The organism is Streptomyces eurocidicus (assembly GCF_002891295.1).
GTDB classification, from domain to species: domain Bacteria; phylum Actinomycetota; class Actinomycetes; order Streptomycetales; family Streptomycetaceae; genus Streptomyces; species Streptomyces eurocidicus.
The window spans coordinates 167,706-189,690 of the sequence record NZ_LGUI01000013.1; the positions used below are offsets into that span (position 1 = coordinate 167,706).

The 21,985-nt window shown below is 71.9% G+C and carries 18 protein-coding genes; 4 read left to right on the forward strand and 14 right to left on the reverse strand.

Annotation, left to right across the window (positions count from 1 at the left end):
* Window positions 1-136: 136 nt before the first annotated feature.
* The 6 genes from AF335_RS31455 to AF335_RS31480 all read right to left on the reverse strand — a co-directional run bounded on the left by AF335_RS31455 (window position 137) and on the right by AF335_RS31480 (window position 6,647).
* Window positions 137-994 carry a shikimate dehydrogenase gene (locus tag AF335_RS31455; protein WP_102921824.1) on the reverse strand — a complete coding sequence of 286 codons (858 nt, stop codon included), beginning with the start codon at window positions 992-994 and terminating at the stop codon, window positions 137-139.
* Window positions 991-2,604 carry an endolytic transglycosylase MltG gene (mltG, locus tag AF335_RS31460; protein ID WP_102921825.1) on the reverse strand — a complete coding sequence of 538 codons (1,614 nt, stop codon included), beginning with the start codon at window positions 2,602-2,604 and terminating at the stop codon, window positions 991-993. Before mltG ends, AF335_RS31455 begins: the two co-directional genes overlap by 4 nt.
* Before the next feature lie 128 nt (window positions 2,605-2,732).
* Window positions 2,733-3,203, reverse strand: coding sequence for a Holliday junction resolvase RuvX (ruvX, locus tag AF335_RS31465; protein WP_102921826.1), 471 nt, complete (start codon window positions 3,201-3,203; stop codon window positions 2,733-2,735).
* The gene (gene alaS, locus AF335_RS31470; RefSeq protein ID WP_102921827.1) at window positions 3,203-5,872 is read right to left on the reverse strand and encodes an alanine--tRNA ligase; all 2,670 of its coding nucleotides are present in this window, start codon (window positions 5,870-5,872) and stop codon (window positions 3,203-3,205) included. The genes ruvX and alaS overlap by 1 nt, the downstream gene beginning before the upstream one ends.
* Window positions 5,872-6,195: a DUF6167 family protein gene (locus AF335_RS31475; protein ID WP_102921828.1), complete on the reverse strand. Its 324-nt coding sequence runs from the start codon at window positions 6,193-6,195 to the stop codon at window positions 5,872-5,874. The genes alaS and AF335_RS31475 overlap by 1 nt, the downstream gene beginning before the upstream one ends.
* An 8-nt stretch (window positions 6,196-6,203) precedes the next feature.
* A complete protein-coding gene (locus AF335_RS31480; RefSeq protein ID WP_244927215.1) occupies window positions 6,204-6,647 on the reverse strand; it encodes a DUF948 domain-containing protein in 444 nt (147 codons plus the stop codon).
* 212 nt (window positions 6,648-6,859) lie between these two features.
* Between AF335_RS31480 and AF335_RS31485 the strand changes: the two genes are divergently transcribed.
* Window positions 6,860-9,172, forward strand: coding sequence for an ATP-binding protein (locus AF335_RS31485; RefSeq protein WP_107503501.1), 2,313 nt, complete (start codon window positions 6,860-6,862; stop codon window positions 9,170-9,172).
* 53 nt (window positions 9,173-9,225) lie between these two features.
* Here AF335_RS31485 and rpsD read toward each other — a convergent pair whose 3' ends face one another.
* Window positions 9,226-9,840, reverse strand: a complete 615-nt coding sequence (rpsD, locus tag AF335_RS31490; protein WP_087928965.1) for a 30S ribosomal protein S4 — start codon at window positions 9,838-9,840, stop codon at window positions 9,226-9,228.
* Window positions 9,841-10,031: 191 nt separating this feature from the next.
* On the opposite strand from rpsD, the gene AF335_RS31495 reads away from it, so the two are divergent.
* Window positions 10,032-10,751 (forward strand): DUF2470 domain-containing protein, encoded by a 720-nt coding sequence (locus AF335_RS31495; RefSeq protein ID WP_102921830.1) that lies wholly within the window; start codon window positions 10,032-10,034, stop codon window positions 10,749-10,751.
* Between the two features lie 47 nt (window positions 10,752-10,798).
* Here AF335_RS31495 and AF335_RS31500 read toward each other — a convergent pair whose 3' ends face one another.
* The 4 genes from AF335_RS31500 to AF335_RS31515 all read right to left on the reverse strand — a co-directional run bounded on the left by AF335_RS31500 (window position 10,799) and on the right by AF335_RS31515 (window position 14,975).
* Window positions 10,799-12,169, reverse strand: coding sequence for a replication-associated recombination protein A (locus tag AF335_RS31500; protein WP_102921831.1), 1,371 nt, complete (start codon window positions 12,167-12,169; stop codon window positions 10,799-10,801).
* Window positions 12,170-12,257: 88 nt separating this feature from the next.
* Window positions 12,258-12,920, reverse strand: coding sequence for a vitamin K epoxide reductase family protein (locus AF335_RS31505; RefSeq protein WP_102921832.1), 663 nt, complete (start codon window positions 12,918-12,920; stop codon window positions 12,258-12,260).
* 59 nt (window positions 12,921-12,979) lie between these two features.
* Window positions 12,980-14,242, reverse strand: coding sequence for a histidine--tRNA ligase (gene hisS, locus AF335_RS31510; RefSeq protein ID WP_102921833.1), 1,263 nt, complete (start codon window positions 14,240-14,242; stop codon window positions 12,980-12,982).
* Between the two features lie 10 nt (window positions 14,243-14,252).
* Window positions 14,253-14,975: an MBL fold metallo-hydrolase gene (locus tag AF335_RS31515; RefSeq protein WP_095583856.1), complete on the reverse strand. Its 723-nt coding sequence runs from the start codon at window positions 14,973-14,975 to the stop codon at window positions 14,253-14,255.
* Window positions 14,976-15,157: 182 nt separating this feature from the next.
* Here AF335_RS31515 and AF335_RS31520 point away from each other — a divergent pair, with 182 nt between their 5' ends.
* Both AF335_RS31520 and AF335_RS31525 read left to right on the forward strand, forming a co-directional pair.
* Entirely contained in the window at window positions 15,158-15,982 is an 825-nt protein-coding gene (locus tag AF335_RS31520; RefSeq protein ID WP_102921834.1) for a peptidylprolyl isomerase, read from the forward strand.
* A 256-nt stretch (window positions 15,983-16,238) separates the two neighbouring features.
* Window positions 16,239-17,468: a DUF349 domain-containing protein gene (locus tag AF335_RS31525; RefSeq protein WP_102921835.1), complete on the forward strand. Its 1,230-nt coding sequence runs from the start codon at window positions 16,239-16,241 to the stop codon at window positions 17,466-17,468.
* A 74-nt stretch (window positions 17,469-17,542) separates the two neighbouring features.
* Here AF335_RS31525 and AF335_RS31530 read toward each other — a convergent pair whose 3' ends face one another.
* From AF335_RS31530 to secF, 3 genes are all read right to left on the reverse strand, one after another.
* Entirely contained in the window at window positions 17,543-20,116 is a 2,574-nt protein-coding gene (locus AF335_RS31530; RefSeq protein ID WP_102921836.1) for a RelA/SpoT family protein, read from the reverse strand.
* Between the two features lie 192 nt (window positions 20,117-20,308).
* Window positions 20,309-20,875 carry an adenine phosphoribosyltransferase gene (locus AF335_RS31535; RefSeq protein ID WP_102921837.1) on the reverse strand — a complete coding sequence of 189 codons (567 nt, stop codon included), beginning with the start codon at window positions 20,873-20,875 and terminating at the stop codon, window positions 20,309-20,311.
* Complete coding sequence (gene secF, locus AF335_RS31540; RefSeq protein WP_102921838.1) at window positions 20,872-21,984, reverse strand: protein translocase subunit SecF; 1,113 nt, start codon at window positions 21,982-21,984, stop codon at window positions 20,872-20,874. Before secF ends, AF335_RS31535 begins: the two co-directional genes overlap by 4 nt.
* Between the last annotated feature and the right edge of the window lies 1 nt (window position 21,985).

Here is a 21,985-nt window from a genome sequence, read left to right on the forward strand (position 1 = left end):
CCTCCCAGCGCAGCTGGGGGCGCGCGGCCCTGGCCCGCCGTCTCTGATCCTCCCATGCCGGGAGGGTGTTCCCCGCCGCAGGTCCGCCCACCGGGCCTACTGCGTCAGATAGGAGCGGCCGGAAGCGCTTACTCCGTCACTTAGCGGCCCGAGCGGCCCGGGCCGCCAGCGCCGCCTCGCCCGCCGCACGCATCGCCGCCAGCGGCGCCGTGGCGCAGCCGGTCATCTGCTCGACCTGGAGCACCGCCTGGTGGACGAGCAGGTCCAGGCCGCCGAGGACGGCGCCGCCGCGCGCCGCCCAGGCGGCGGCCAGCGGCGTCGGCCACGGCTCGTACAGCACGTCGAAGAGGGTGCCGGGGCGGTCCGGTACGGCCTCCGCGAGGGCGTCGGTGGCGCCCGCCGGGGTCGTGGCGATGACGAGCGGCGCGCCGAGCGCCTCGGCCGCGCGGGACCAGTCGGCGGTGCGCACGGAGACGCCGAGCCGCTCGCCCCACTGCCGCATCTCGGCGGCGCGCTCCTCGCTGCGGACGTACGCGGTGACGTCACCGGCGCAGATCCGGGCGAGGGCGGCGAGGGCCGAGGAGGCGGTGGCGCCGGCGCCGAGGACGGCGGCGGAGCCGACCCGCTCGACGCCGCGCTCGCGGAGCGCCGCGGCGATGCCGGGGATGTCCGTGTTGTCGCCGACGCGGCGGCCGTCATCGGTGAGGACGACCGTGTTGACGGCCTCGACGGAGGCGGCGGTGGCGCTGACCGAGTCGAGCAGCGGGATCACCGCCCGCTTGAGCGGCATGGTCAGGGAGAGCCCCGCCCAGCCGTCGTCCAGCCCGTCGAGGAAGGCGGGCAGCCCGGCCTCGCCGACCTCGAAGCGGTCGTACGTCCACTCCCCCAGGCCCAGCTCGGCGTAGGCCGCGCGGTGCAGGACCGGGGAGAGCGAGTGGGTGATCGGCGAACCGAGCACGGCCGCCCGGTGGCGCCGCTCCGTCGACCGGCTCATGACGACTTCCGGCTCTTGTTGAACTCGTCCACGAGCTTCTGGTGCTCCTGCAGGTTCTTGGTGAACGTCGTCTTCTCGTTGATGGAGACGAAGTAGTACCAGTCGCCCGGCTCGGGGTCCATCGCCGCCCTGAGCGCCTCCGCGCCCGGGTTGCCGATGGGACCGGGCGGCATGCCCTTGATGAAGTACGTGTTGTAGGGGTGGTCGTACTTCCGGAGCTCCTGGGGGTTGAGGTCCAGCTTGCTCTGGTTCTTGGCGTAGTTGGCCGTCGAGTCGAACTCGAGCTTGCCGTTCGTCTGGACGTTGCTGGGCTTGAGCCGGTTGTAGATGACCCGGGACATCTTGCGGAAGTCGTCGTGGGTCATGCCCTCGGCGTTGACCAGGCTCGCCACGGTGATCAGCTGGAGCGGGGACTTCAGGCCGAGCTCCCTGGCCTTGCCCTCCAGGTCCTGCTTGGCGTAGTTCTCCTTGGCCCGCGCGACCATCTGCTTGAGGATGGTCTCCGGCTTGGTGCCCTTGCCCGCGCTGTACTGCGAGGGGTAGAGGAAGCCCTCCAGCGGATCCATGATCTTCGGGTCGGAGTTCGCCCAGTCCGGCAGGCCGAGCTCCTTCACCTGGTTCTTGGCGACGCCCTTGGTCGTGCCCGCCGGGAGCCCGAGCTTCTCGTCGATCGCCCCGTAGATCTGGACGGCGCGGCGGCCCTCGGCGATGGTCAGGAAGTTGGCGGTGTTGGTCATCATCTCGACCGCCGCCTTGCCGGACATCTCCTTGTGCAGGGTGTACGTGCCGGGCTGGATGGACCCGCCCTTGGGGTTCTTGCCGGCGGCCTCGGTGAAGGCGCCGACGCTCTTCACGACGCCCGCCTTCTGGAGGACCTCGCCCATCTGACCGAGGCCGGCTCCCTTGGGGATGTCGACCTTCACCTCGCCGGTGCCCTCGCCGTCGTAGTCGGGCGCGGCCGCGTAGTGGGTCTGCCAGTAGTCGTAGGCGAGGTAGCCGCCACCGCCGACGACGCCGACGAGGACGACCGCCACCAGCAGGCAGGCGGTGCCGCTGCGGCGCTTGTTCTTCTTGGGCTTCTTGCCGCGGCGGTCCCGGGAGCGGCCCCCGCGGGGCTCGTCGGCCTCGTCGTCGGCGGCCGCCGCGGGCTCCTCCGGGCGGTCGTCGAAGAGGGAGAGCTTGTCCTCCAGGGGGTCGGCGGGCTCGGCCCGCCACTGCTCCTGCGGCTGCTCGTACGCCTGGTGCTGCTGGGTGTGCTGCTGCTGCGCGTGCTGCTGAGGCTGCTGCTGGGTGTGCTGAACGTGCTGTTCCTGCTGCTGGCGCATGTGCTGGGGCTGCGGCGGCGGGTACGCGCCCGGGGTGCCGTAGTGGTCCGGACGCGCTCCGGAGTACGGGTCCACGGGCTGCTGCCCGTAGCCCTCCCCCGGGCCGCCGTCGTACGGACCCCCCGCGCCCTGCGAGGGGTCCCAGCCGTACTGCTGCTGACCGTACTGCTGCTGCTCCGGCTGCGGGTGCTGCGGGTGCTGGTGTCCGCCGTAGCCCTGGTCCCCGTACAGAGGATCCTCTGGGTGCCACGGTTGGGAGCCGGGTCCCCGGCCGTACTCAGTCATCGATCCCCTTGTGCCGCACAGCGGCAGCCGGTGGGCGCTCCGTGGAGCGCGGTGCCGAAAAGGTCCTGCGCCCGCGGAAGACGTTCCGAGCGGCTGCCATGTCCGCGCGGAACGCTACCGTATGGCGATCAGATGACCACGTCGACGGCCTCGCCGGGCGGTCTGCCGGAGACCTTCTCGATCTCCAGGGCGTTCTGGAGGATCACCACGGCCGCGGCCTGGTCCACCACCGAACGCCCCTTCTTCGCGTTGACGCCGGAGGCCCGCAGACCCTGCGCGGCCGTGACCGTCGTCATCCGCTCGTCGACCAGCCGGACCGGCACCGGGGCGACCCTGCGGGCCATCTCCCGGGCGAAGGTCCGCACCTTGGCCGCGGCCGGCCCCTCTCCCCCCTTGAGGGAGCGGGGCAGGCCGACGACGACCTCGACCGGTTCGTACTCCGCGACGATCGCCACGAGCCGCTTGTGGGCCTGCGGGATGTCACGGCCCGGCACGGTCTCGACCGGGGTGGCGAGGATCCCGTCGGGGTCGCACGAGGCGACCCCGATCCGGGCGTCCCCGACGTCTACGGCGATGCGCCTGCCTCGTCGCACGGCGATCAGGCCGCTTCCGCGACGAGGCGCTCGACGGCGGCCATGGCCTCGTCGACGGCCTCGGGGTTCTGGCCGCCGCCCTGCGCGACGTCCGGCTTGCCGCCGCCACCGCCACCGAGGGTCTTGGCGGCCGTACGGACCAGGTCGCCGGCCTTGAGGCCGCGCTCACGGGCGGCGTCGTTGGTGGCGATGACCGTCAGCGGACGCCCGTTGACCACGGTGAACAGCGCGACCACGGCGGCCCGGCCGCCCTGGATCCGGCCGCGCACGTCCAGGACGAGCTTGCGCAGGTCGTCGGCGCCGGTGCCGTCCGGCACCCGGCCGAGCGCCAGGGCCACGCCCTTGACGTCCTTGGCGCCCTCGGCGAGACCCGCGGCGGCCTGGAGGACCTTCTCCGCGCGGAACCGCTCGATCTCCTTCTCGGCGTCCTTGAGCTTGGCGAGCATGCCCGAGATCTTCTCGGGGAGCTCCTCCGGACGGCCCTTGACCAGCTCCTGGAGCTGGGCGACGACCGTGTGCTCCTTGGCCAGGAAGTTATAGGCGTCGGCGCCGACGAGGGCCTCGACACGGCGCACGCCGGAGCCGATCGAGGACTCGCCGAGCAGCTTCACCAGGCCCAGCTGGGCGGTGTTGGCGACGTGCGTGCCGCCGCACAGCTCCTTGGAGAAGTCGCCGATGGTGACGACGCGCACGCGCTCGCCGTACTTCTCGCCGAACTCCGCGATGGCACCGGACTTCTTGGCCTCGTCGAGGCTCATGACCTCGGCGTGGACCTCCAGCTCACGGGAGAGGACCTCGTTGATCCGCTGCTCGACGTCGGTGAGGACGCTGCCGGGGACCGCGGCCGGGGAGCCGAAGTCGAAGCGGAAGCGGCCCGGGGAGTTCTCCGAGCCGGCCTGGGCGGCCGTCGGGCCCAGGGCGTCGCGCAGCGCCTGGTGGGTGAGGTGGGTGGCGCTGTGGGCGCGGGCGATGGCCCGGCGGCGGGCGACGTCGATGACCGCGTAGGCGGTGGCGCCCACGGTGACCTCGCCGACCTGGACGACGCCCTTGTGGACGTTGACGCCCGGGACGGGCTTCTGGACGTCGCGGACCTCGATCACGGCGCCGCTGTCGAGCTTGATGCGGCCCTGGTCGGCGAGCTGGCCGCCGCCCTCGGCGTAGAAGGGGGTGCGGTCCAGGACGACCTCGACCTCGTCGCCCTCGGTGGCGGCGGGCGAGGGCACGCCGTCGACCAGCAGGCCGACGACGGTGGCCTCGTTCTCCGTGCCGGTGTAGCCGGTGAAGACGGTCTCCCCGGCGGTGTCGGCCACCTCGCGGTAGGCGGACAGGTCGGCGTGGCCGGTCTTCTTGGCCTTGGCGTCGGCCTTGGCGCGCTCCCGCTGCTCCTTCATCAGGCGGCGGAAGCCGTCCTCGTCCACGGTCAGGCCCTGCTCGGCGGCCATCTCCAGGGTGAGGTCGATCGGGAAGCCCCAGGTGTCGTGGAGCAGGAACGCCTTGTCGCCGGCGAGGACCGAGCCGCCGGCGGCCTTGGTCTCGGTGACGGCGGTGTCGAGGATGTTGGTGCCGCCCTTGAGGGCCTTGAGGAAGGCGGCCTCCTCGGCGAGCGCGACGGTCTCGATGCGCTTGCGGTCGGTCAGCAGCTCCGGGTACTGCTCGCCCATCGTCGTGAGGACGACGTCGACGAGCTCGGCGACGACCGGGCCGGTGGCGCCGAGCAGGCGCATGTTGCGGACGGCGCGGCGCATGATGCGGCGCAGGACGTAGCCGCGGCCCTCGTTGCCGGGGGTGACGCCGTCGCCGATGAGCATGACGGACGTGCGCATGTGGTCGGCGACCACGCGCAGCGAGACGTCGGTGCCGTGGGCGGCGCCGTAGCGCACGCCGGTGAGCTCGGTGGCCTTGTCCATGACGACGCGCAGGGTGTCGGTCTCGTACATGTTCTGCACGCCCTGCAGGATCATCGCGAGGCGCTCGAGGCCGAGGCCGGTGTCGATGTTCTTGCTGGGCAGCTCGCCGAGGATGGGGAAGTCTTCCTTCCCGTCGCCCGCGCCGCGCTCGTACTGCATGAAGACCAGGTTCCAGATCTCCACGTAGCGCTCGTCGTTGACGGCGGGGCCGCCCTCGGCGCCGAACTCGGGGCCGCGGTCGTAGTTGATCTCGGAGCACGGTCCGCACGGGCCGGGGACGCCCATGGACCAGTAGTTGTCCTTCTTGCCCAGGCGCTGGATCCGCTCGGCGGGCACGCCGACGACGTCGCGCCAGATGCGCTCGGCCTCGTCGTCCTCGAGGTAGACGGTGATCCAGAGCTTCTCCGGGTCCAGACCGTAGCCACCGTCCGCCACGGAGCTGGTGAGCAGCTCCCAGGCGTGCTTGATGGCGCCTTCCTTGAAGTAGTCGCCGAAGGAGAAGTTGCCGCACATCTGGAAGAACGTGCCGTGGCGGGTGGTCTTGCCGACCTCTTCGATGTCCGGGGTGCGGACGCACTTCTGCACGCTGGTGGCGCGCGGGAAGGGCGGCTTGACCTCGCCGAGGAAGTACGGCTTGAAGGGGACCATGCCGGCGGGGACCAGGAGCAGCGTGGGGTCGTCCGCGATGAGCGACGCCGACGGCACGACGGTGTGCCCGCGCTCCTCGAAGAAGCGCAGCCAGCGGCGGCGGATTTCAGCCGACTCCATCAGTGGTCCTCTTTCCGGGTGAAGTGGTAGGTGTGGTTCGGTTCGAGTGCGGCCAGGCGGCGCTGCTCGGGCAGTTCGCGGGCCTCGGGGCCGGGCGGGGTGGCGAGGCCGAGCGCGTCCTTGAGCGCCTCCTCGCGGTGCGCCATGCCGTCGCGTACGTCGAGGGCGAAGAGCTTGACCCGGCGGCCGGCGATGACCGCGCGGTCCGCGGCCTGCAGGGCGAGGCTCTCGGGGGTGAGCTTGGCGAGCTTCCGGTTGACCTTGGTGGTGGCCCAGACACCGGCTGCGACACCGGTGGTGAACCAAAAGGTGCGGCGGAACATTTCTGGGGTCAACCCTTCCCACGGGCGCGGCGGCTGCCGCGCCGGGCGGACGGCAGGGTCCGGTCGACGGTCCGGCCGACGAACGCGGAGCGCTCGGGCGCCGGCTCGGCCTTGCGGCCCATCGCGCGCCGCACGCCGTACCCGAACGCGGCGACCTTGACCAGCGGACCGCCGAAGGCGGAGGAGACGGTCGAGGAGAGCGCGGAGGCGTTCGCCGTGACCTCCTGGACGTCCGCGGCGATCGAGTCGACGCGGGCGAGCTGGGTGTGGGCGGAGCGGACGGTGGCGGAGGCGTCGGCGAGGAGCGGTACGGCCTGCTCGGAGATGTCGGCCACCAGCTTGGTGGCGGCCTTCAGCGTCTGCGCGAGGCGCACGAGCACGAGGGCGAGGAAGGACACGAGGATCGCCCAGAAGACGGCCACGAGGATCCCGGCCACCTCTCCACCGGACACGCTGCACCGCTCCCTGCTGGTCGTCGCTGGTCGTCGTCAGTTTGCCTGCTGCTTGCTCAATGACGTCTGCGGACGTCCTGGACGTCCAGTACGACCTTATCGCGCCGGGCCTCGGCACCCGTACCGCATTGACGGCGCCCCGCCGGGTGCTGAAGCCCTGCTCACCAGCCGGAGTTTACGGTGCGCATCCTCATCGGTACGCTCTGTGTGCCATGTCACCGCACTCCGGCTCCCCGTTCCCACCGTCCCCGCAGTATCCGCGGTTCCCGCGGCGCCCGGGCTCCCCGTCGCAAGGGCCGGCGCCGGGCCACGGCGGGTTCGCCCCGCCCGGCAATCTCCCCGCCGAGCTCAGCCGCTTCGTCGGCCGTGCCGAGGAGCTGGCGGCCCTGGCGGACGAGCTGGCGCGGTCCCGGGTCGTGACGGTCACGGGGGTCGGCGGCGTCGGCAAGACACGGCTGGCGGGCCGGGTGGCCGGGGAGGTGCAGTATCGCTTCTGCGACGGGGTGTGGCTGGCCGAGCTGTCGGCGCTGACCGACCCGGCGCTGCTGGACCACGCGGTCGCCGGCGCGCTGGGCCTGACCGACCACACGGACCGCCCGCCGCGCGCCTGTCTGCTGGAGCAGCTCGCCGACCGCCGGCTGCTGCTCGTCCTGGACGGCTGCGAGCACCTGGTGGAGGAGTGCGCGTCGCTGGTGCGCGAGCTGCTGCGGCGGGCCCCCCGGCTGCGGGTCCTGGTGACCTCCCGGCGCCCGCTGGAGATCGCGGGCGAGCAGGTCTTCCCGCTGCGGCCGATGGCGGCCCAGGAGGCCGCGGCGCTGTTCGAGGACCGCGCGGCCGCGGCCTGGCCGTCCTCGCTGCGCTCCCGGTCCACCTGCGCCGAGCCGGGCGCGGTGGCCGAGCTGTGCCGCCGGCTGGACGGCATCCCGCTGGCCCTGGAGCTGGCGGCGGCGCGGCTGGGCGCGCTGTCGGTGACCCAGGTGCTGGAGCGGCTGGACGACCGGTTCCGGCTGCTGACCGGGGGCGCGCGGGGGGAGCTGCCGCGCCACCAGACGCTGCGTACGGCCATCGGCTGGAGCCATGAGCTGTGCACGCCCGCCGAGCGGCTGCTGTGGGCCCGGCTGACGGTGTTCGCCGGTCTCTTCGACCTGGAGGCCGTGGAGTACGTCTGCTCGGGTCCGGAGCTGCCCGCCGAGGAGCTCCCGCATGTGCTGGCGGAGCTGGTGGCGCAGTCCGTGGTGGTCCGCGAGGACACCCCGGGGGGCCCGCGCTACCGGCTGCTGGACAGCGTGCGGATGTACGGGGCGGGCTGGCTGGACGCGCTGGCGGACTCCGGGCGGATGCGGCGTCGGCACCGCGACTGGTACATGGGCCTGGCGACCTGGTGCGAGCTGGACTGGTTCAGTCCGCGGCAGGCGGAGGTGGCGGCCATGGTCGACGCGGAGCTGCCGAACCTGCGGCTCGCCCTGGAGCACAGCCTGGCGGACAGCGCGGAGGCGCACATCGGCCAGTACCTGGCGGGGACGCTGTGGTTCTGCTGGGTGGGCTGCGGGCGGCTGGCGGAGGGCCGGTACTGGCTGGACCGGGCCGTGGCGGTGCCGGCCGACAACCCGGCCACCGAGGAGACCCGGCTGAAGGCGCTGTGGGTGCTCGGCTATGTGGCGGTGCTCCAGGGCGACCCGGCGGGCGCGGTCGCCGCGCTGGACGAGTGCCGGGAGGCCGCGGAGCGCGCCGGGAACGCCCGCGCCCTGGCCTACGCCGAGCACCGCACCGGCTGTCTGGCGCTGGTCTCGGACGACATGCCGCGCGCGGAGACACTGCTGCGCGGCGCGCTCGCCCGCTACCGCGAGATCGGCGAGCTCAACAGCAATGTGCTGATGGGCAAGGTGGAGCTGGCCATGGCGGTGGCGTTCCGGGGCGACCTGGCGGGCGCCGTGCTCCTGTGCGAGGAGGTGCGGGGGGAGTGCGAGGAGCACGGGGAGCGCTGGACGCTGGCCTATGCGCTGTACGTGCTGGGGTTCGCGGCGTTCAGCGGTGGCGACGGCGCGCGGGCACGGGCACTGCTGGAGGAGTGCCTGGTCATCGATCACGCCTTCCACGACCTGGTGGGCTCCGTGCTGGCGCTCGAACTGCTGGCGCTGCTCACTCTGGAGGGTGAGGGCGGGACGGACGGGGGTGACGAGGGTGACGCGGTGGAGGCCGCGGTGCTCCAGGGGGCCGCGGGGCGGCTGTGGCGCTCGGTGGGGCTGCCGCTGTTCGGCTCGCGCTACTTCAACGGTCCGCACGAGCTGTGCGCACGGCGGCTGCGGGACCGGCTGGGCGCCCGGCGGTACGAGAACCACGTCCGCGAGGGGTCCCGGCTCGATCTGGACGCGGTGACGGCGCGGGTGCTGCGCGGGCCCCGGCCGGACCACGAGGGCCCGGCGGACCGGGGCAGGGTGCCGGGCGCGCGCACCCGCTCCCGGTCCCCGGAAACGCGTCGGCCCGCCGTCTCTCCGGTCACGGGGACCGGGGAGACGGCGGGCTGAACCGCTCTCGCAGGAGCCGCTCCCCCGGCTACGGCCGGGGGGTGCTCCAGGGATCAGCGGGCGTAGTACTCGACGACGAGCTGCTCGTCGCAGATGACCGGGATTTCCTTGCGGTTCGGGTCACGGTCCAGGCGGAAGGCCAGCGCCTGCAGGTTGACCTGCAGGTAGCGCGGGGTCTCGCCCTCACCGGCGTAGCCGCCGGCCATGGCGACCTGGAACGGGTGCTTGGCGCGGCTGCGCTCGCGGACCATCACGACGTCGTCGGGACGGACGCGGAACGACGGCTTGTCGACCTTGCCACCGTTGACCTCGATGTGGCCGTGGACAACCATCTGACGGGCCTGGTAGATGGTGCGGGCGATGCCCGAACGCAGGACCAGGGCGTCGAGGCGGCGCTCGAGCTCGACGACCAGCGCCTCGCCCGTCTTGCCCTCGGCCTTCTTGGCGCGGTCGTAGGCGCGGGCCATCTGGCGCTCGCTGATGTCGTACTGGGCGCGCAGACGCTGCTTCTCAAGCAGACGGACCTTGTAGTCCGAGTTCTGCTTGCGGCCGCGGCCGTGCTCGCCCGGCGGGTAGGGGCGGGCCTCGAAGTACTTGACAGCCTTCGGGGTCAGCGCGATGCCGAGCGCACGAGACTTCTTGACCTTGGGACGCGACTGGTTAGGCACGTTCTCCAGACCTCCGTTGTAGGTTAGGTTAGGCTCACCTTACTCAAGGAGATCGCATGTCTCGCCCTGGGAAAACCACGCGCGCCACAGACAACACAGACGAGAATGTCGACGCGGCACAGCGCATCGACTCGACGGAGGTCCGATCAGCTCATGGTCTGCCGCGTCCCAGCGGGCTTGAAATCGCGCGGATGCCGTCAGCAGCCGAGCGCACACGAACTCTCGTACAGAGTACATGCTCCGCGGTGCTCCTCATCCCGGGGCTGACCGGGGGCGCCGCCACCCGCGTGGACCAGCTGTCGCCCGAGGCCCGCAGCGTGGGCCCCGACGGCGAGGTGTTCCTGGTCTTCCCGGCCGATTCCCCGGCCGTCCGGGCCGCCACGCACGCGCAGGACGACGAGCTGGCCGCCGTACTGGAGATCACGGACGTCGCGCCGGTCTCCGTGCCCCACCGGATCCGCGGCCGCGCCTGGCTCTCCGGCTGGCTGACCTGTGTCCCCGGGGTCACCGAGCCCGGCCGGATGATGCTGCGCCTGGAGGTCGGCGAGACCAGTGTGGACGACCTGTGGGGCACGGAGAGCGTCGAGCCGGAAGACTTCGCGCGGGCCGAGCCCGACCCGCTGGTCAGCCACGAGGCGGAGCTGCTCCAGCACCTGCACTCGGCCCACGGCGACCAGGTGCGCGGGCTGTCCGCCCTGCTCGGCGAGCGCGGGTCGGCGGACGGGCACCGGGCGGTGCCGCTGTCGCTGGACCGCTTCGGGCTGCGGGTCCGCTTCACCGAGGGCACGGGCGAGGGGCGCGGCGCGGCCGACCGCACCTTCGACGCGCGGTTCGAGTTCCCGGAGCCCGTGCGGGACATCGCCTCGCTGCGCAAGGCGATGCACACGCTGTTCGACGCGGCGCTGGGGTAGCCGAGGCCCGCACGCCGGGGCTCCGGCCCCGAGCCCGGCCCCCGGAGTCACTCACCCGCCCCCGGCGGGGACTCGCCGCGCAGGCGGGCCCGGACGCGCTCCGCCACGTCCGCGTACCGCGCCTCCGCGCCGTAGCGCGTCGGTTCGTAGTACCGCTTGCCGTGGATGGCGTCCGGTGCGTACTGCTGCGCGGCGATGCCTCCGGGCAGGTCGTGCGGATAGAGATAGCCCTGGGCGTGGCCCAGCTTCTCCGCGCCCTTGTAGTGCCCGTCGCGCAGATGCGGCGGGACCGGGCCCGCGAGGCCCGCGCGGACGTCGGCCAGGGCCGCGTCGATCGCCAGATACGCCGCGTTGGACTTGGGGGCGAGCGCGAGGGCCACGGCCACCTGGCCCAGCACGATCCGGGCCTCCGGGAAGCCGATCAGCGCCACGGCCTGGGCACCGGCGACCGCCGTCTGCAGGGCGGTGGGGTCGGCCATGCCGATGTCCTCGCTCGCCGAGATCATCAGCCGCCGCGCGATGAACCTGGGGTCCTCCCCCGCCTCGATCATCCGGGCGAGGTAGTGCAGCGTGGCGTCCACGTCCGAGCCGCGGATGGACTTGATCAGGGCGCTGGCGACGTCGTAGTGCTGGTCGCCGTCGCGGTCGTACTTCACCGCCGCCCGGTCGACCGAGTCCTCCAGCGTCTCCAGGGTGATCTCGGCCTCGCCCTTGGCGATGGCCGAACCGGCGCCGGCCTCCAGGGCGGTGAGGGCGCGGCGGGCGTCGCCGCCGGCGATCCGCAGCAGATGCCCCTCGGCGTCCTCGGACAGCGTGACCGCGCCGCCGAGCCCGCGCTCGTCGGTGAGCGCGCGGCGCAGCAGGCCGCGCAGGTCGTCGTCGGTGAGCCCCTGGAGGGTGAGCAGCAGGGAGCGGGAGAGCAGCGGCGAGATGATCGAGAAGTAGGGGTTCTCCGTGGTGGCCGCGATGAGCGTGACCCAGCGGTTCTCCACGGCGGGCAGCAGGGAGTCCTGCTGGGCCTTGCTGAAGCGGTGGATCTCGTCCAGGAACAGGACGGTCTCCTTGCCGTAGCCACCGGAGGCACGGCGGGCGCTGTCGATGACGGCCCGCACTTCCTTGACCCCGGCGGTGATCGCGGAAAGCTCCACGAAGCGCTTGTTGGTGGCCTGGCTGACCACGTAGGCGAGCGTCGTCTTGCCGATGCCGGGCGGGCCCCAGAGGATCACCGAGGACGGGCCGGCCGGGCCGCCGCTGCCCTCCCCGACCAGGCGGCGCAGGGGGCTGCCCGGCTTGAGGAGGTGCCCCTGCCCGACGACCTCGTCGAGGGTGCGCGGGCGCATACGGACGGCCAGAGGACTGCTCGCCGGGTCTTTCTCCTGGCGGTCCTCCGCGGCGGCGGTGAACAGGTCGGGTTCCACGTCGAAAACCCTATGCCACGGGACTGACAACGCCGCCGGACCATGGAGGTCCGGCGGCGTTCCACGCGTCAGTGGGGTGCGGCGGCGGTCAGGCCGAGGCACCCGTCCAGAAGTCCCACCACTTGGTGAGGATGAGCATCCCGATGACGCCGATCCACAGCACCGGCACCACCCAGTGGAACTCCAGCAGGCCGTTCTTCAGCGCCCCGCGGACGGGGATGAAGCCGTGCCGGATGTTCTGCACGGTGACGTACCAGAACATCACGATCGTGGCGACCCAGGCGAGGCAGCACCACAGGCAGAGCGAGCCGATGACGTACAGCGACTCGTACTGGAGCCAGGTGACGAAGCCGACGCCGAAGAGGCAGCCCGCCTCCATGCCCAGCCAGTACCAGCGGCGGAAGCGGGCGCCGGAGAGCAGCGCCAGCCCGATCGCGATGATCGCGCCGTAGCAGACCAGGCCCAGCATCGGGTTGGGGAACCCGAAGGCGTGCGCCTGCTCGCTCTCCATGATGTTGCCGCAGGAGACGATCGGGTTGAGGCTGCACCCGGGGGTGTAGGTCTTCCCGACCGCCTTGGCCTCGAGGATCTTGTTCTTGTCGATCGTGATGACCCAGGCCGCGAGCAGTCCCAGCGCACCGGTGATCACCAGCATCAGTGCGAACGCGCGGCTGCCGCCGACGCCGCCCGTGGCCGGGCCGTCCCGTTCCGCTCCGTCGGTGTCCGAGCGGTCAAGAGCCGAAGTGGTCATAGCGCCGTTGATCCCATCAGTCGGTCGTCGCCGCCCATTCTGCACCAGGCGCCTCGTAATCAGCCCTGCTTGGCCAGGAGTTCGCGCACCACCGCGTCGAGCGCGACGCCGGTCTGCTCACCGCTCTCCAGGTCCTTGAGCTGCACGACGCCCTCGGCGAGGTCCCGCTCGCCCGCGACGAGCGCGAAGCGGGCACCGGAACGATTGGCCGATTTCATGGCGTTCTTCAGGCCCTTGCCGCCGAACGCGAAGTCCGTGGCGACACCGGCCCGGCGCAGCTCCGTGACCAGGCCGAAGACGACCTTGCGGGCCTCCTCGCCGAGCGGCACCGCGTAGACCCGGGTGGCGGCCGGGAGGTCGAGCTCGATGCCCTCGGCCTTCAGCGCCAGGACCGTGCGGTCGACGCCGAGGGCCCAGCCGACGGACGGCAGCGCGGGGCCGCCGATCATCTCGGAGAGGCCGTCGTAGCGGCCGCCGCCGCCCACCGCGGACTGCGAGCCGAGGCCGCCGTGGACGAACTCGAAGGTGGTGCGGGTGTAGTAGTCCAGGCCGCGGACCAGCTTCTCGTCGTCCACGAAGGCCACGCCGGCGGCGGTCAGCAGCGCGCGGACCTCCTCGTGATACGCCTTGCACGCCTCGCAGAGGTGGTCGCGGAGCATCGGGGCGCCGACGAGCTGCTTCTGGACGGCCTCGCGCTTGTCGTCGAGGACCCGCAGCGGGTTGATCTCGATCCGGCGCCGGGTGTCCTCGTCGAGGTCGAGGCCGCGCAGGAAGCCCTGGAGGGCCTCCCGGTAGGCCGGGCGGCACTCCTTGTCGCCCAGCGAGTTGAGCAGCAGGCGGAAGTCCTTCAGACCGAGCGACCGGTAGGCGTCGACGGCCAGGATGATCAGCTCGGCGTCCAGCGCCGGGTCCTCGGTGCCGATGGCCTCGGCGCCGACCTGCGAGAAGTGGCGGTAGCGGCCGGCCTGCGGGCGCTCGTAGCGGTAGTACGAGCCGGAGTACCAGAGCTTGACCGGGAGGTTGCCGGCCTTGTGCAGGTTGGCCTCCAGGGCCGCGCGCAGCACGGAGGCGGTGCCCTCGGGGCGCAGCGCGAGCTCGTCGCCGCCGCGCGTGGTGAGGGTGTACATCTCCTTGGACACGATGTCGGTGGACTCGCCGACACCGCGGGAGAACAGCTCGACCTGCTCGAAGCCGGGCGTCTCGATATAGCCGTAGCCGGAGCGCTTGAGCGGCGCGGCGATGGCCTCGCGCACGGCGAGGTAGATCGCGGAGTCCGGCGGGGTCAGGTCGTAGGTGCCCTTGGGGGCCTTGAACGTACTCACGGAAAAATCGTCACATTCCTCGTCGCGGAGCGGCGGTAGAACCGCTTCCGATGCCGCGCTGCGCGTCGGCGACCTCCCGCAGGAACGGGTTGGTGGCGCGCTCGCGGCCGATGGTCGTCTGGGGGCCGTGGCCGGACAGCACCACGGTCGAGTCGTCCAGCGGCAGGGCCACGCGGGCCAGCGACCGGAGCATCTCGGCGTGATCGCCGCCGGGCAGATCGGTGCGTCCGATGGAGCCGGCGAACAGGAAGTCGCCCGAGAAGAGCACCGACGGGACGTCGGCGGTCTCGGGCATCCTGAAGGTCACCAGCCCCTTGGTATGGCCGGGCGCGTGCGCGACGGTGAACTCCATGCCCGCGAGCTCCAGGCGGGTGCCGTCGGACAGCTCCTTGAGGTCATCCGGCTCTCCCACCGTCAGCTCGCCCATCAGGCGCTCCCCCAGGGAGCGGCCCAGCGCCTTCTCGGGGTCGCTCAGCATGTAGCGGTCCCCGGGGTGGATCCAGGCCGGGATGTCGTGGGCGCCGCACAGCGGGACGACCGACGCGACGTGGTCGATGTGGCCGTGGGTGACGAGAACGGCGACGGGCTTGAGCCGATGCTTCGCGAGTGCGTCCTCGACGCCCTGGGCCGCCTGGTGGCCCGGATCGATGATCACGCACTCCTCGCCGGCGGCAGGGGCGACCAGATAGCAATTGGTCCCCCAGGCCCCGGCGGGGAACCCGGCAATGAGCACGTTCGTCCTTAGAGATCGACCAGCGGAGAATCCTGTTAGTGGATCACCGGGGCCCCCGGCGGGGAACCCGGCCGCTACAGAGCCTACCGGCGGCACTCCCGCCGCCGCGAACCCGTATACGGTACGGGCACACACGCAACACGGGCTCACCATCTGGACGAGACGGCACGAGGAGACACCCGGTGGTCAGTAACGAGCAGCGGCGGCGGCAGCTCGCCCGGGAGAAGTTCGAGCGCCAGCAGGAGCGCCGGGAGGCGGCGCGCCGCAAGACCCGCCGCCGTAACGCGGTGATCGCCGCGGCGCTCGCCGTGGTGGTGGCGGCCGGCGCGACGGCGTTCGCGACGGGCGCGCTGTCGGGCGACGACGGGAAGAAGGACACCGCGGCGGACGCGGCGGCGCCGTCGGCCACCCCGAGCAAGGGCCCAGACCCGTGCGCCAAAGCCGCCCCGGGCACGCCCGCCGCCAAGACGTGGAAGTCGGAGCCGGCGATGACCGTCGGCACCTCGGCCTCGTACGCGGCGAAGCTCGACACCACCTGCGGCACCATCGACCTGACGCTGGACGCCGCCAAGGCCCCGCACACGGTCAACTCCTTCAACTTCCTCTCCGGTCAGGGTTACTTCGACCACACCACCTGCCACCGGCTCACCACGGACCCGTCGCAGATCTTCGTGCTCCAGTGCGGCGATCCCAAGGGCACGGGCATGGGCGACCCCGGCTACCGGCTCAAGGACGAGAACCTGAAGGACCCCGCCGTCAAGGACGGGGTGTACCCCGCGGGCACGCTCGCGATGGCCAACGCCGGGCCGGACACCGGCGGCAGCCAGTTCTTCCTCGTCTACAAGGACAGCAAGCTGGCGCCGAACTTCACCCCGTTCGGAAAGGTCGGCCCCGAGGGCATGAAGGTGCTCCGGAAGATCGCCGCCGCGGGTGAGCAGCGGGGCGTCGGCGACGGCCCGCCGAACGCGACGGTCGTCGTCAACAAGGCGGCGGTGACGAAGTCCTGACGCCGTTCCGGCGGCCGCCGACCGCCCGTCACGTGCCCGCCCGGCGAAATTTCGGTCGCGCGGGATACGGACAGCCGGGCCGCCGGTCGCCTATGTTGGCGTTGTGTAGGGTGCCTGCTCCGACGGCTGCGAAGCACCCATCGACACCCGAATCGATCAGGCCGTCGGACCGGCCAGGGCGCGGCCCTGCCGGAACAACTGTGGACGATGCCCGAGGGGCCGCGCACCGGCCCCGGCATCATGTGGAGGAGGCGCTGTGAGCAGCGACCCATGGGGCCGCGTCGATGAGACGGGGACTGTGTACGTGCGTACCGCCGACGGGGAGCAGGTCGTCGGATCGTGGCAGGCGGGCTCCCCCGAGGAGGCACTCGCTTACTTCGAGCGCAAGTACGAGGGCCTGGTCGTCGAGATCGGCCTCCTCGAACGCCGGGTCAGGACCACCGACCTTTCGGCCAAGGACGCGACGACCGCGATCGACCATCTGCGCACGCAGGTGGACGAGCACCACGCGGTCGGCGATCTGGAGGCGCTGCGCAAGCGGCTCGACCAGCTCGTCGCCACGGTCGAGACCCGCCGTGAGGAGCGCAAGGCCGCCAAGGCCAAGCAGTCCGACGAGGCCCGTACGGCGAAGGAGGCGCTGGTCGCCGAGGCCGAGGAGCTGGCGGCGAGCGAGCAGTGGCGGTCGGCCGGTGAGCGGCTGCGGGCCCTGGTCGACACCTGGAAGGGCCTGCCCCGTCTCGACCGCAAGGCGGACGACGAGCTGTGGCACCGCTTCTCGCACGCCCGCTCGGCGTTCTCCAAGCGGCGCAAGGCGCACTTCGCGTCGCTGGACGCGCAGCGCGAGGAGGCCCGTAAGGCCAAGGAGAAGCTGGTCGCCGAGGCCGAGGCGCTCTCCGGGTCCCTGGACTGGGGACCGACGGCCGCGCGTTACCGCGAGCTGATGGCCGAGTGGAAGGCCGCGGGCCGGGCGCAGCGCGAGGCGGAGGACGACCTGTGGACCCGCTTCCGCGGCGCCCAGGACGTCTTCTTCCAGGCGCGCGGCGAGGTGTTCGCCGAGCGCGACGCCGAGCAGCAGGTCAATCTGACGCAGAAGGAGGAGCTGGCCGTGGAGGCCGAGAAGCTGCTCCCCGTCACGGACCTGAAGGCTGCGCGGGCCGCGTTCCGCTCGATCAACGAGCGCTGGGAGGCCATCGGCCATGTGCCGCGGGACGCCCGGCCCAAGATCGAGGGCCGGATGCACGCCGTCGAGCGCGCCATCCAGGAGGCCGAGGAGTCCGAGTGGCGGCGTACGAACCCGGAGGCGCGGGCCCGTGCCGCCGGTCTGACGGGGCAGCTCCAGGCGGCCGTGGACAAGCTCCAGGAGCAGGCCGACAAGGCGCGCGCCGCGGGCAACGACGCCAAGGCCGACAAGCTCACCCGTGAGCTGGAGGGTCGCAAGGCCCTGCTGGACCAGGCCCTGAAGGGCCTTGAGGAGTTCGGCGGCTAGTCGCTCGAAGTGATCGAGGTAAGGGGCTCCGGCTATTGCCGGAGCCCCTTACTCATGGGTGGACCGATACGGCCTCAGGGCCGGCGGGCCGACGTGACGCGGTAGACGTCGTAGACGCCCTCGACGCCGCGCACGGCCTTCAGGACGTGGCCCAGGTGCTTGGGGTCGCCCATCTCGAAGGTGAAGCGCGAGGTGGCCACCCGGTCCCGGGAGGTCTGCACGGCGGCCGACAGGATGTTGACGTGCTGGTCGGACAGGACGCGGGTGACGTCCGACAGCAGCCGCGACCGGTCCAGGGCCTCCACCTGGATGGCGACCAGGAAGACGGACGACTGGGTGGGCGCCCATTCGACGTCGATGATCCGCTCGGGCTGCTGCGAGAGCGAGTCGACGTTGACGCAGTCGGCGCGGTGCACCGAGATGCCGCTGCCACGGGTGACGAAGCCGATGATCGGGTCGCCCGGCACCGGGGTGCAGCAACGGGCGAGCTTGACCCAGACGTCGTCGACGCCCTTGACGACCACTCCGGGGTCGGCGCTGGAGCGGCGCTTGGAGCGCGCCCGGATCGGGGCGTCCTCCTCGATGTCCTCCGTCGCCGCGTCCTCGCCGCCGAGGGCCTGGACGAGCTTCTGGACGACGCCCTGCGCCGCGACATGGCCCTCGCCGATCGCGGCGTAGAGGGAGGAGATGTCCGGATAGCGCATCTCGTGCGCGAGGGTGACGAGCGAGTCGCCGGTGAGGATCCGCTGGATCGGCAGGTTCTGCTTGCGCATGGCGCGCGCGATGGCGTCCTTGCCCTGCTCGATGGCCTCGTCGCGGCGCTCCTTGGAGAACCAGGCGCGGATCTTGTTGCGGGCGCGGGGCGACTTGACGAAGCCCAGCCAGTCGCGGGAGGGGGCGGCGCCGGGCGCCTTGGAGGTGAAGACCTCGACCAGGTCGCCGTTGTCGAGGGTGGACTCCAGGGGCACGAGCCGGCCGTTGACCCGGGCGCCTATGGTGCGGTGGCCGACCTCGGTGTGGACGGCGTAGGCGAAGTCGACCGGGGTGGCGCCGGCCGGCAGCGCTATGACGTCGCCCTTGGGCGTGAAGACGAAGACCTCGTTGCGCGAGAGGTCGAAGCGCAGCGACTCCAGGAACTCGCCCGGGTCCTCGGTCTCCTTCTGCCAGTCCAGGAGCTGCCGCAGCCAGGCCATGTCATTGACGGTGTCCTGGTTCTTGCCGGCGTTCTTCGGGACGTCGGTGCGGATCTTGGAGGCGCCGGCGACGGCCTCCTGCTTGTACTTCCAGTGCGCGGCGATGCCGTACTCGGCGCGCCGGTGCATGTCGAAGGTGCGGATCTGGAGCTCTACGGGCTTGCCGCTGGGGCCTATGACCGTCGTGTGCAGCGACTGGTACATGTTGAACTTGGGCATCGCGATGTAGTCCTTGAACCGCCCCGGGACCGGGTTCCACCGGGCGTGGACGGTGCCGAGCGCCGCGTAGCAGTCGCGGACGGTGTCGACGAGGACGCGGATGCCCACCAGGTCGTAGATCTCGGCGAAGTCACGGCCCCGCACGATCATCTTCTGGTAGACGCTGTAGTAGTGCTTGGGGCGGCCGGTGACGGTGGCCTTGATGCGGGCGGCGCGCAGGTCGGCCTGGACCTCGTCGGTGACGATGGCCAGGTACTCGTCGCGCTTGGGCGCCCGCTCGGCGACGAGGCGGACGATCTCGTCGTACATCTTGGGGTAGAGGATCGCGAAGGCGAGGTCCTCCAGCTCCCACTTGATGGTGTTCATGCCCAGCCGGTGCGCCAGCGGGGCGTAGATCTCCAGGGTCTCGCGGGCCTTCTTCTCCTGCTTCTCCCGCTTGAGGTAGCGCATGGTGCGCATGTTGTGCAGGCGGTCGGCGAGCTTGATGACCAGGACCCGGGGGTCCTTGGCCATGGCGACGACCATCTTGCGGACGGTCTCGGCCTGCGCGGCCTCGCCGAACTGCACGCGGTCGAGCTTGGTGACGCCGTCGACCAGCAGGGCGACCTGGTCGCCGAAGTCGCGGCGCAGGGTGTCCAGGCCGTATTCGGTGTCCTCGACCGTGTCGTGCAGCAGGCCGGCCATCAGGGTGGCCGGATCCATGCCGAGCTCGGCGAGGATCGTGGTCACCGCGAGGGGGTGGGTGATGTACGGGTCGCCGCTCTTGCGCTTCTGGCCCCGGTGCCAGCGCTCGGCGACCTGGTAGGCGCGCTCGATCTGGCGCAGGGTGCCGGCGTCGGCCTTGGGGTCGTTGCCGCGGACGATCCGCAGCAGGGGCTCCAGCACGGGGTTGTACGGGCTGGAGCGCTGGACGCCCAGGCGGGCGAGGCGGGCCCGGACGCGGCTGGAGGAACCGGAGCGCGGCGGAGGTCCCGGGGTGGGCGTGGGCCGGACGGGTGAGGCGCCCGCCGGGGTGCCGGCGGCCGGCTTGTCGGCGGCGGGGCGGGTGTTCGAGACGTTCGAGAGCGGGGCCTTGGGGGCCGGTCGCGTCCCGCCGGCCTGGTCCGGGGCGTCTGTGGCGTCCGGGGGCTCAGGGGCGCTCTGCGGGCGGCCCTGGGGCGTGCCCGGGCCCGCCGCGGCCTCGGGAGACGGCTTGTCCTGCTGTGCGGCGGTGAGCGGCTGGGCCTCGTCTGGCAAGAGCACTCCTCAAGCGGGGTCCGGCCCCCGATCAGGTCCGGGACTGCCATGGTATCGAGCCATGGCGCCCGACCGCCGCGCGCCCGGCTGTCGCCCCGGCACGACAGGGGGCGGCACGGGGCGGCAGGGGTACGACAGGGGGCGGGCCGCGGGGTTCTCCCCGTGGCCCGCCCCCTGTCGTGCGCCGTCGGCTCAGACGGTGATCAGCGCCTCCAGCGGCGCTCCGTCGAGCGCCTCGGCCAGCCGCGCGCGACCGGGCAGGAAGCCGAGCTCCATCAGCACGGCGACGCCCGCGACCTCGGCGCCGGCCCGGCGGATCAGCCGCAGGGACGCCTCGGCGGTGCCACCGGTGGCCAGGACGTCGTCGATGACCAGGACCCGGTCGCCGGCGCCGACCGCGTCGGCGTGCATCTCGATCTCGGCGGTGCCGTACTCCAGGTCGTACGCCTGGGCGAGGGTGGCGCCCGGCAGCTTGCCGGCCTTGCGGACGGGGACGAAGCCGAGACCCGCGCGGACGGCGGCCGGGGCGCCCAGGATGAAGCCCCGGGCCTCCAGGCCGACGACCTTGGTGGCGCCGTACCGCTCGCACAGCCCGGCGAGCGCGTCGGTCAGCGCGGCGAACGCCTTGGCGTCGGCGAGCAGCGGGGTGATGTCCTTGAACATCACGCCCGGCTTGGGGTAGTCGGGCACGTCGTGGATGTGCGCCAGGAGCAGGTCGCGCAGCTTCTCGTCGGCGGTGCCGACGCTCGTGGCGCTCATCGGCGCTTGCCCGACGGACGGCCGCGGCCACCGCGGCTGCGGGTGTCGGACTGCGGGACGACACCGGCCGGGGAAGCGTCCTCCGGCTCGTCGCCGAACTCCGCGTCCTGCGGCTCCTGCTCCGCCGACTCGCCCTTGGCGGCAGCGGCGGCGCGCTTGGCGCGCACCCGCTTGGCCAGGGCCCGCATCTGCGGGTCGCGCTCCTTGAGGTCGGCGACCAGCGGGGTGGCGATGAAGATCGAGGAGTAGGCGCCGGCCGCGAGGCCGACGAACAGGGCGAGCGAGATGTCGTTGAGCATGCCCGCGCCGAGGAAGCCGCCGCCGATGAACAGCAGGCCGGCGACCGGCAGCAGCGCCACGACGGTGGTGTTGATGGAGCGCACCAGGGTGCCGTTGAGGCTGCGGTTGGCGATCTCGCTGTAGGTGAAGCGGGTCTGCTTGGTGAGGTCCTTCGAGCTCTCCTTCAGACCGTCGAAGACGACGACGGTGTCGTAGAGGGAGTAGCCGAGGATGGTCAGCAGACCGATCACGGTGCCCGGGGTGACCTCGAAGCCGACCAGCGCGTACACGCCGACGGTGATGGTGAGGTCGTGGACCAGGGCGATCAGCGCGGCGACGGCCATCCGCCACTCGAAGGCGATGGCCAGGTAGATCACCACCAGAACCATGAAGATCACCAGGCCGGTCCATGCCTTGTTGGCGATCTGGTCGCCCCAGCTGGGGCCGACGATATCGGTGTTGATCTTGTTCACCGAGACGTCGAGCTTCTTGGCCAGGGCTTCCTGTGCCGTGCGCGACTGCTCCGGGGACAGGTCGCTGACCTGCACGCGCAGCGTCTTGTCACCGAGCTTCTGGACGATGGCCGGGTGCCCGGAGGCGTCCTCGGCCGTCCGCTTGGCCTGGTCGGCCGAGACGGAGGTCGCCGGGGTGTTGAAGACCGCGCCGCCGGAGAACTCGATGCCCATGTTGAGGCCGCGCACCGCCAGGCCGACGATGGCCGTGATGGTGATCAGGATCGAGATGCCGTACCAGATCTTCCGCTTGCCGACGAAGTCGTAGCCGACCTCGCCGCGGTAGAGCCGGGCGCCGAGATTGCCGAGCTTGGACATC

Coding starts and splice junctions, on each gene's coding strand:
- AF335_RS31455 (WP_102921824.1), bottom strand. CDS start 994: ATGAGCCGGTCGACGGAGCGGCGCCACCGGGCGGCCGTGCTCGGTTCG.
- mltG (WP_102921825.1), bottom strand. CDS start 2,604: ATGACTGAGTACGGCCGGGGACCCGGCTCCCAACCGTGGCACCCAGAG.
- alaS (WP_102921827.1), bottom strand. CDS start 5,872: ATGGAGTCGGCTGAAATCCGCCGCCGCTGGCTGCGCTTCTTCGAGGAG.
- AF335_RS31475 (WP_102921828.1), bottom strand. CDS start 6,195: ATGTTCCGCCGCACCTTTTGGTTCACCACCGGTGTCGCAGCCGGTGTC.
- AF335_RS31485 (WP_107503501.1), top strand. CDS start 6,860: ATGTCACCGCACTCCGGCTCCCCGTTCCCACCGTCCCCGCAGTATCCG.
- AF335_RS31495 (WP_102921830.1), top strand. CDS start 10,032: ATGCCGTCAGCAGCCGAGCGCACACGAACTCTCGTACAGAGTACATGC.
- AF335_RS31505 (WP_102921832.1), bottom strand. CDS start 12,920: ATGACCACTTCGGCTCTTGACCGCTCGGACACCGACGGAGCGGAACGG.
- AF335_RS31535 (WP_102921837.1), bottom strand. CDS start 20,875: ATGAGCGCCACGAGCGTCGGCACCGCCGACGAGAAGCTGCGCGACCTG.
- secF (WP_102921838.1), bottom strand. CDS start 21,984: ATGTCCAAGCTCGGCAATCTCGGCGCCCGGCTCTACCGCGGCGAGGTC.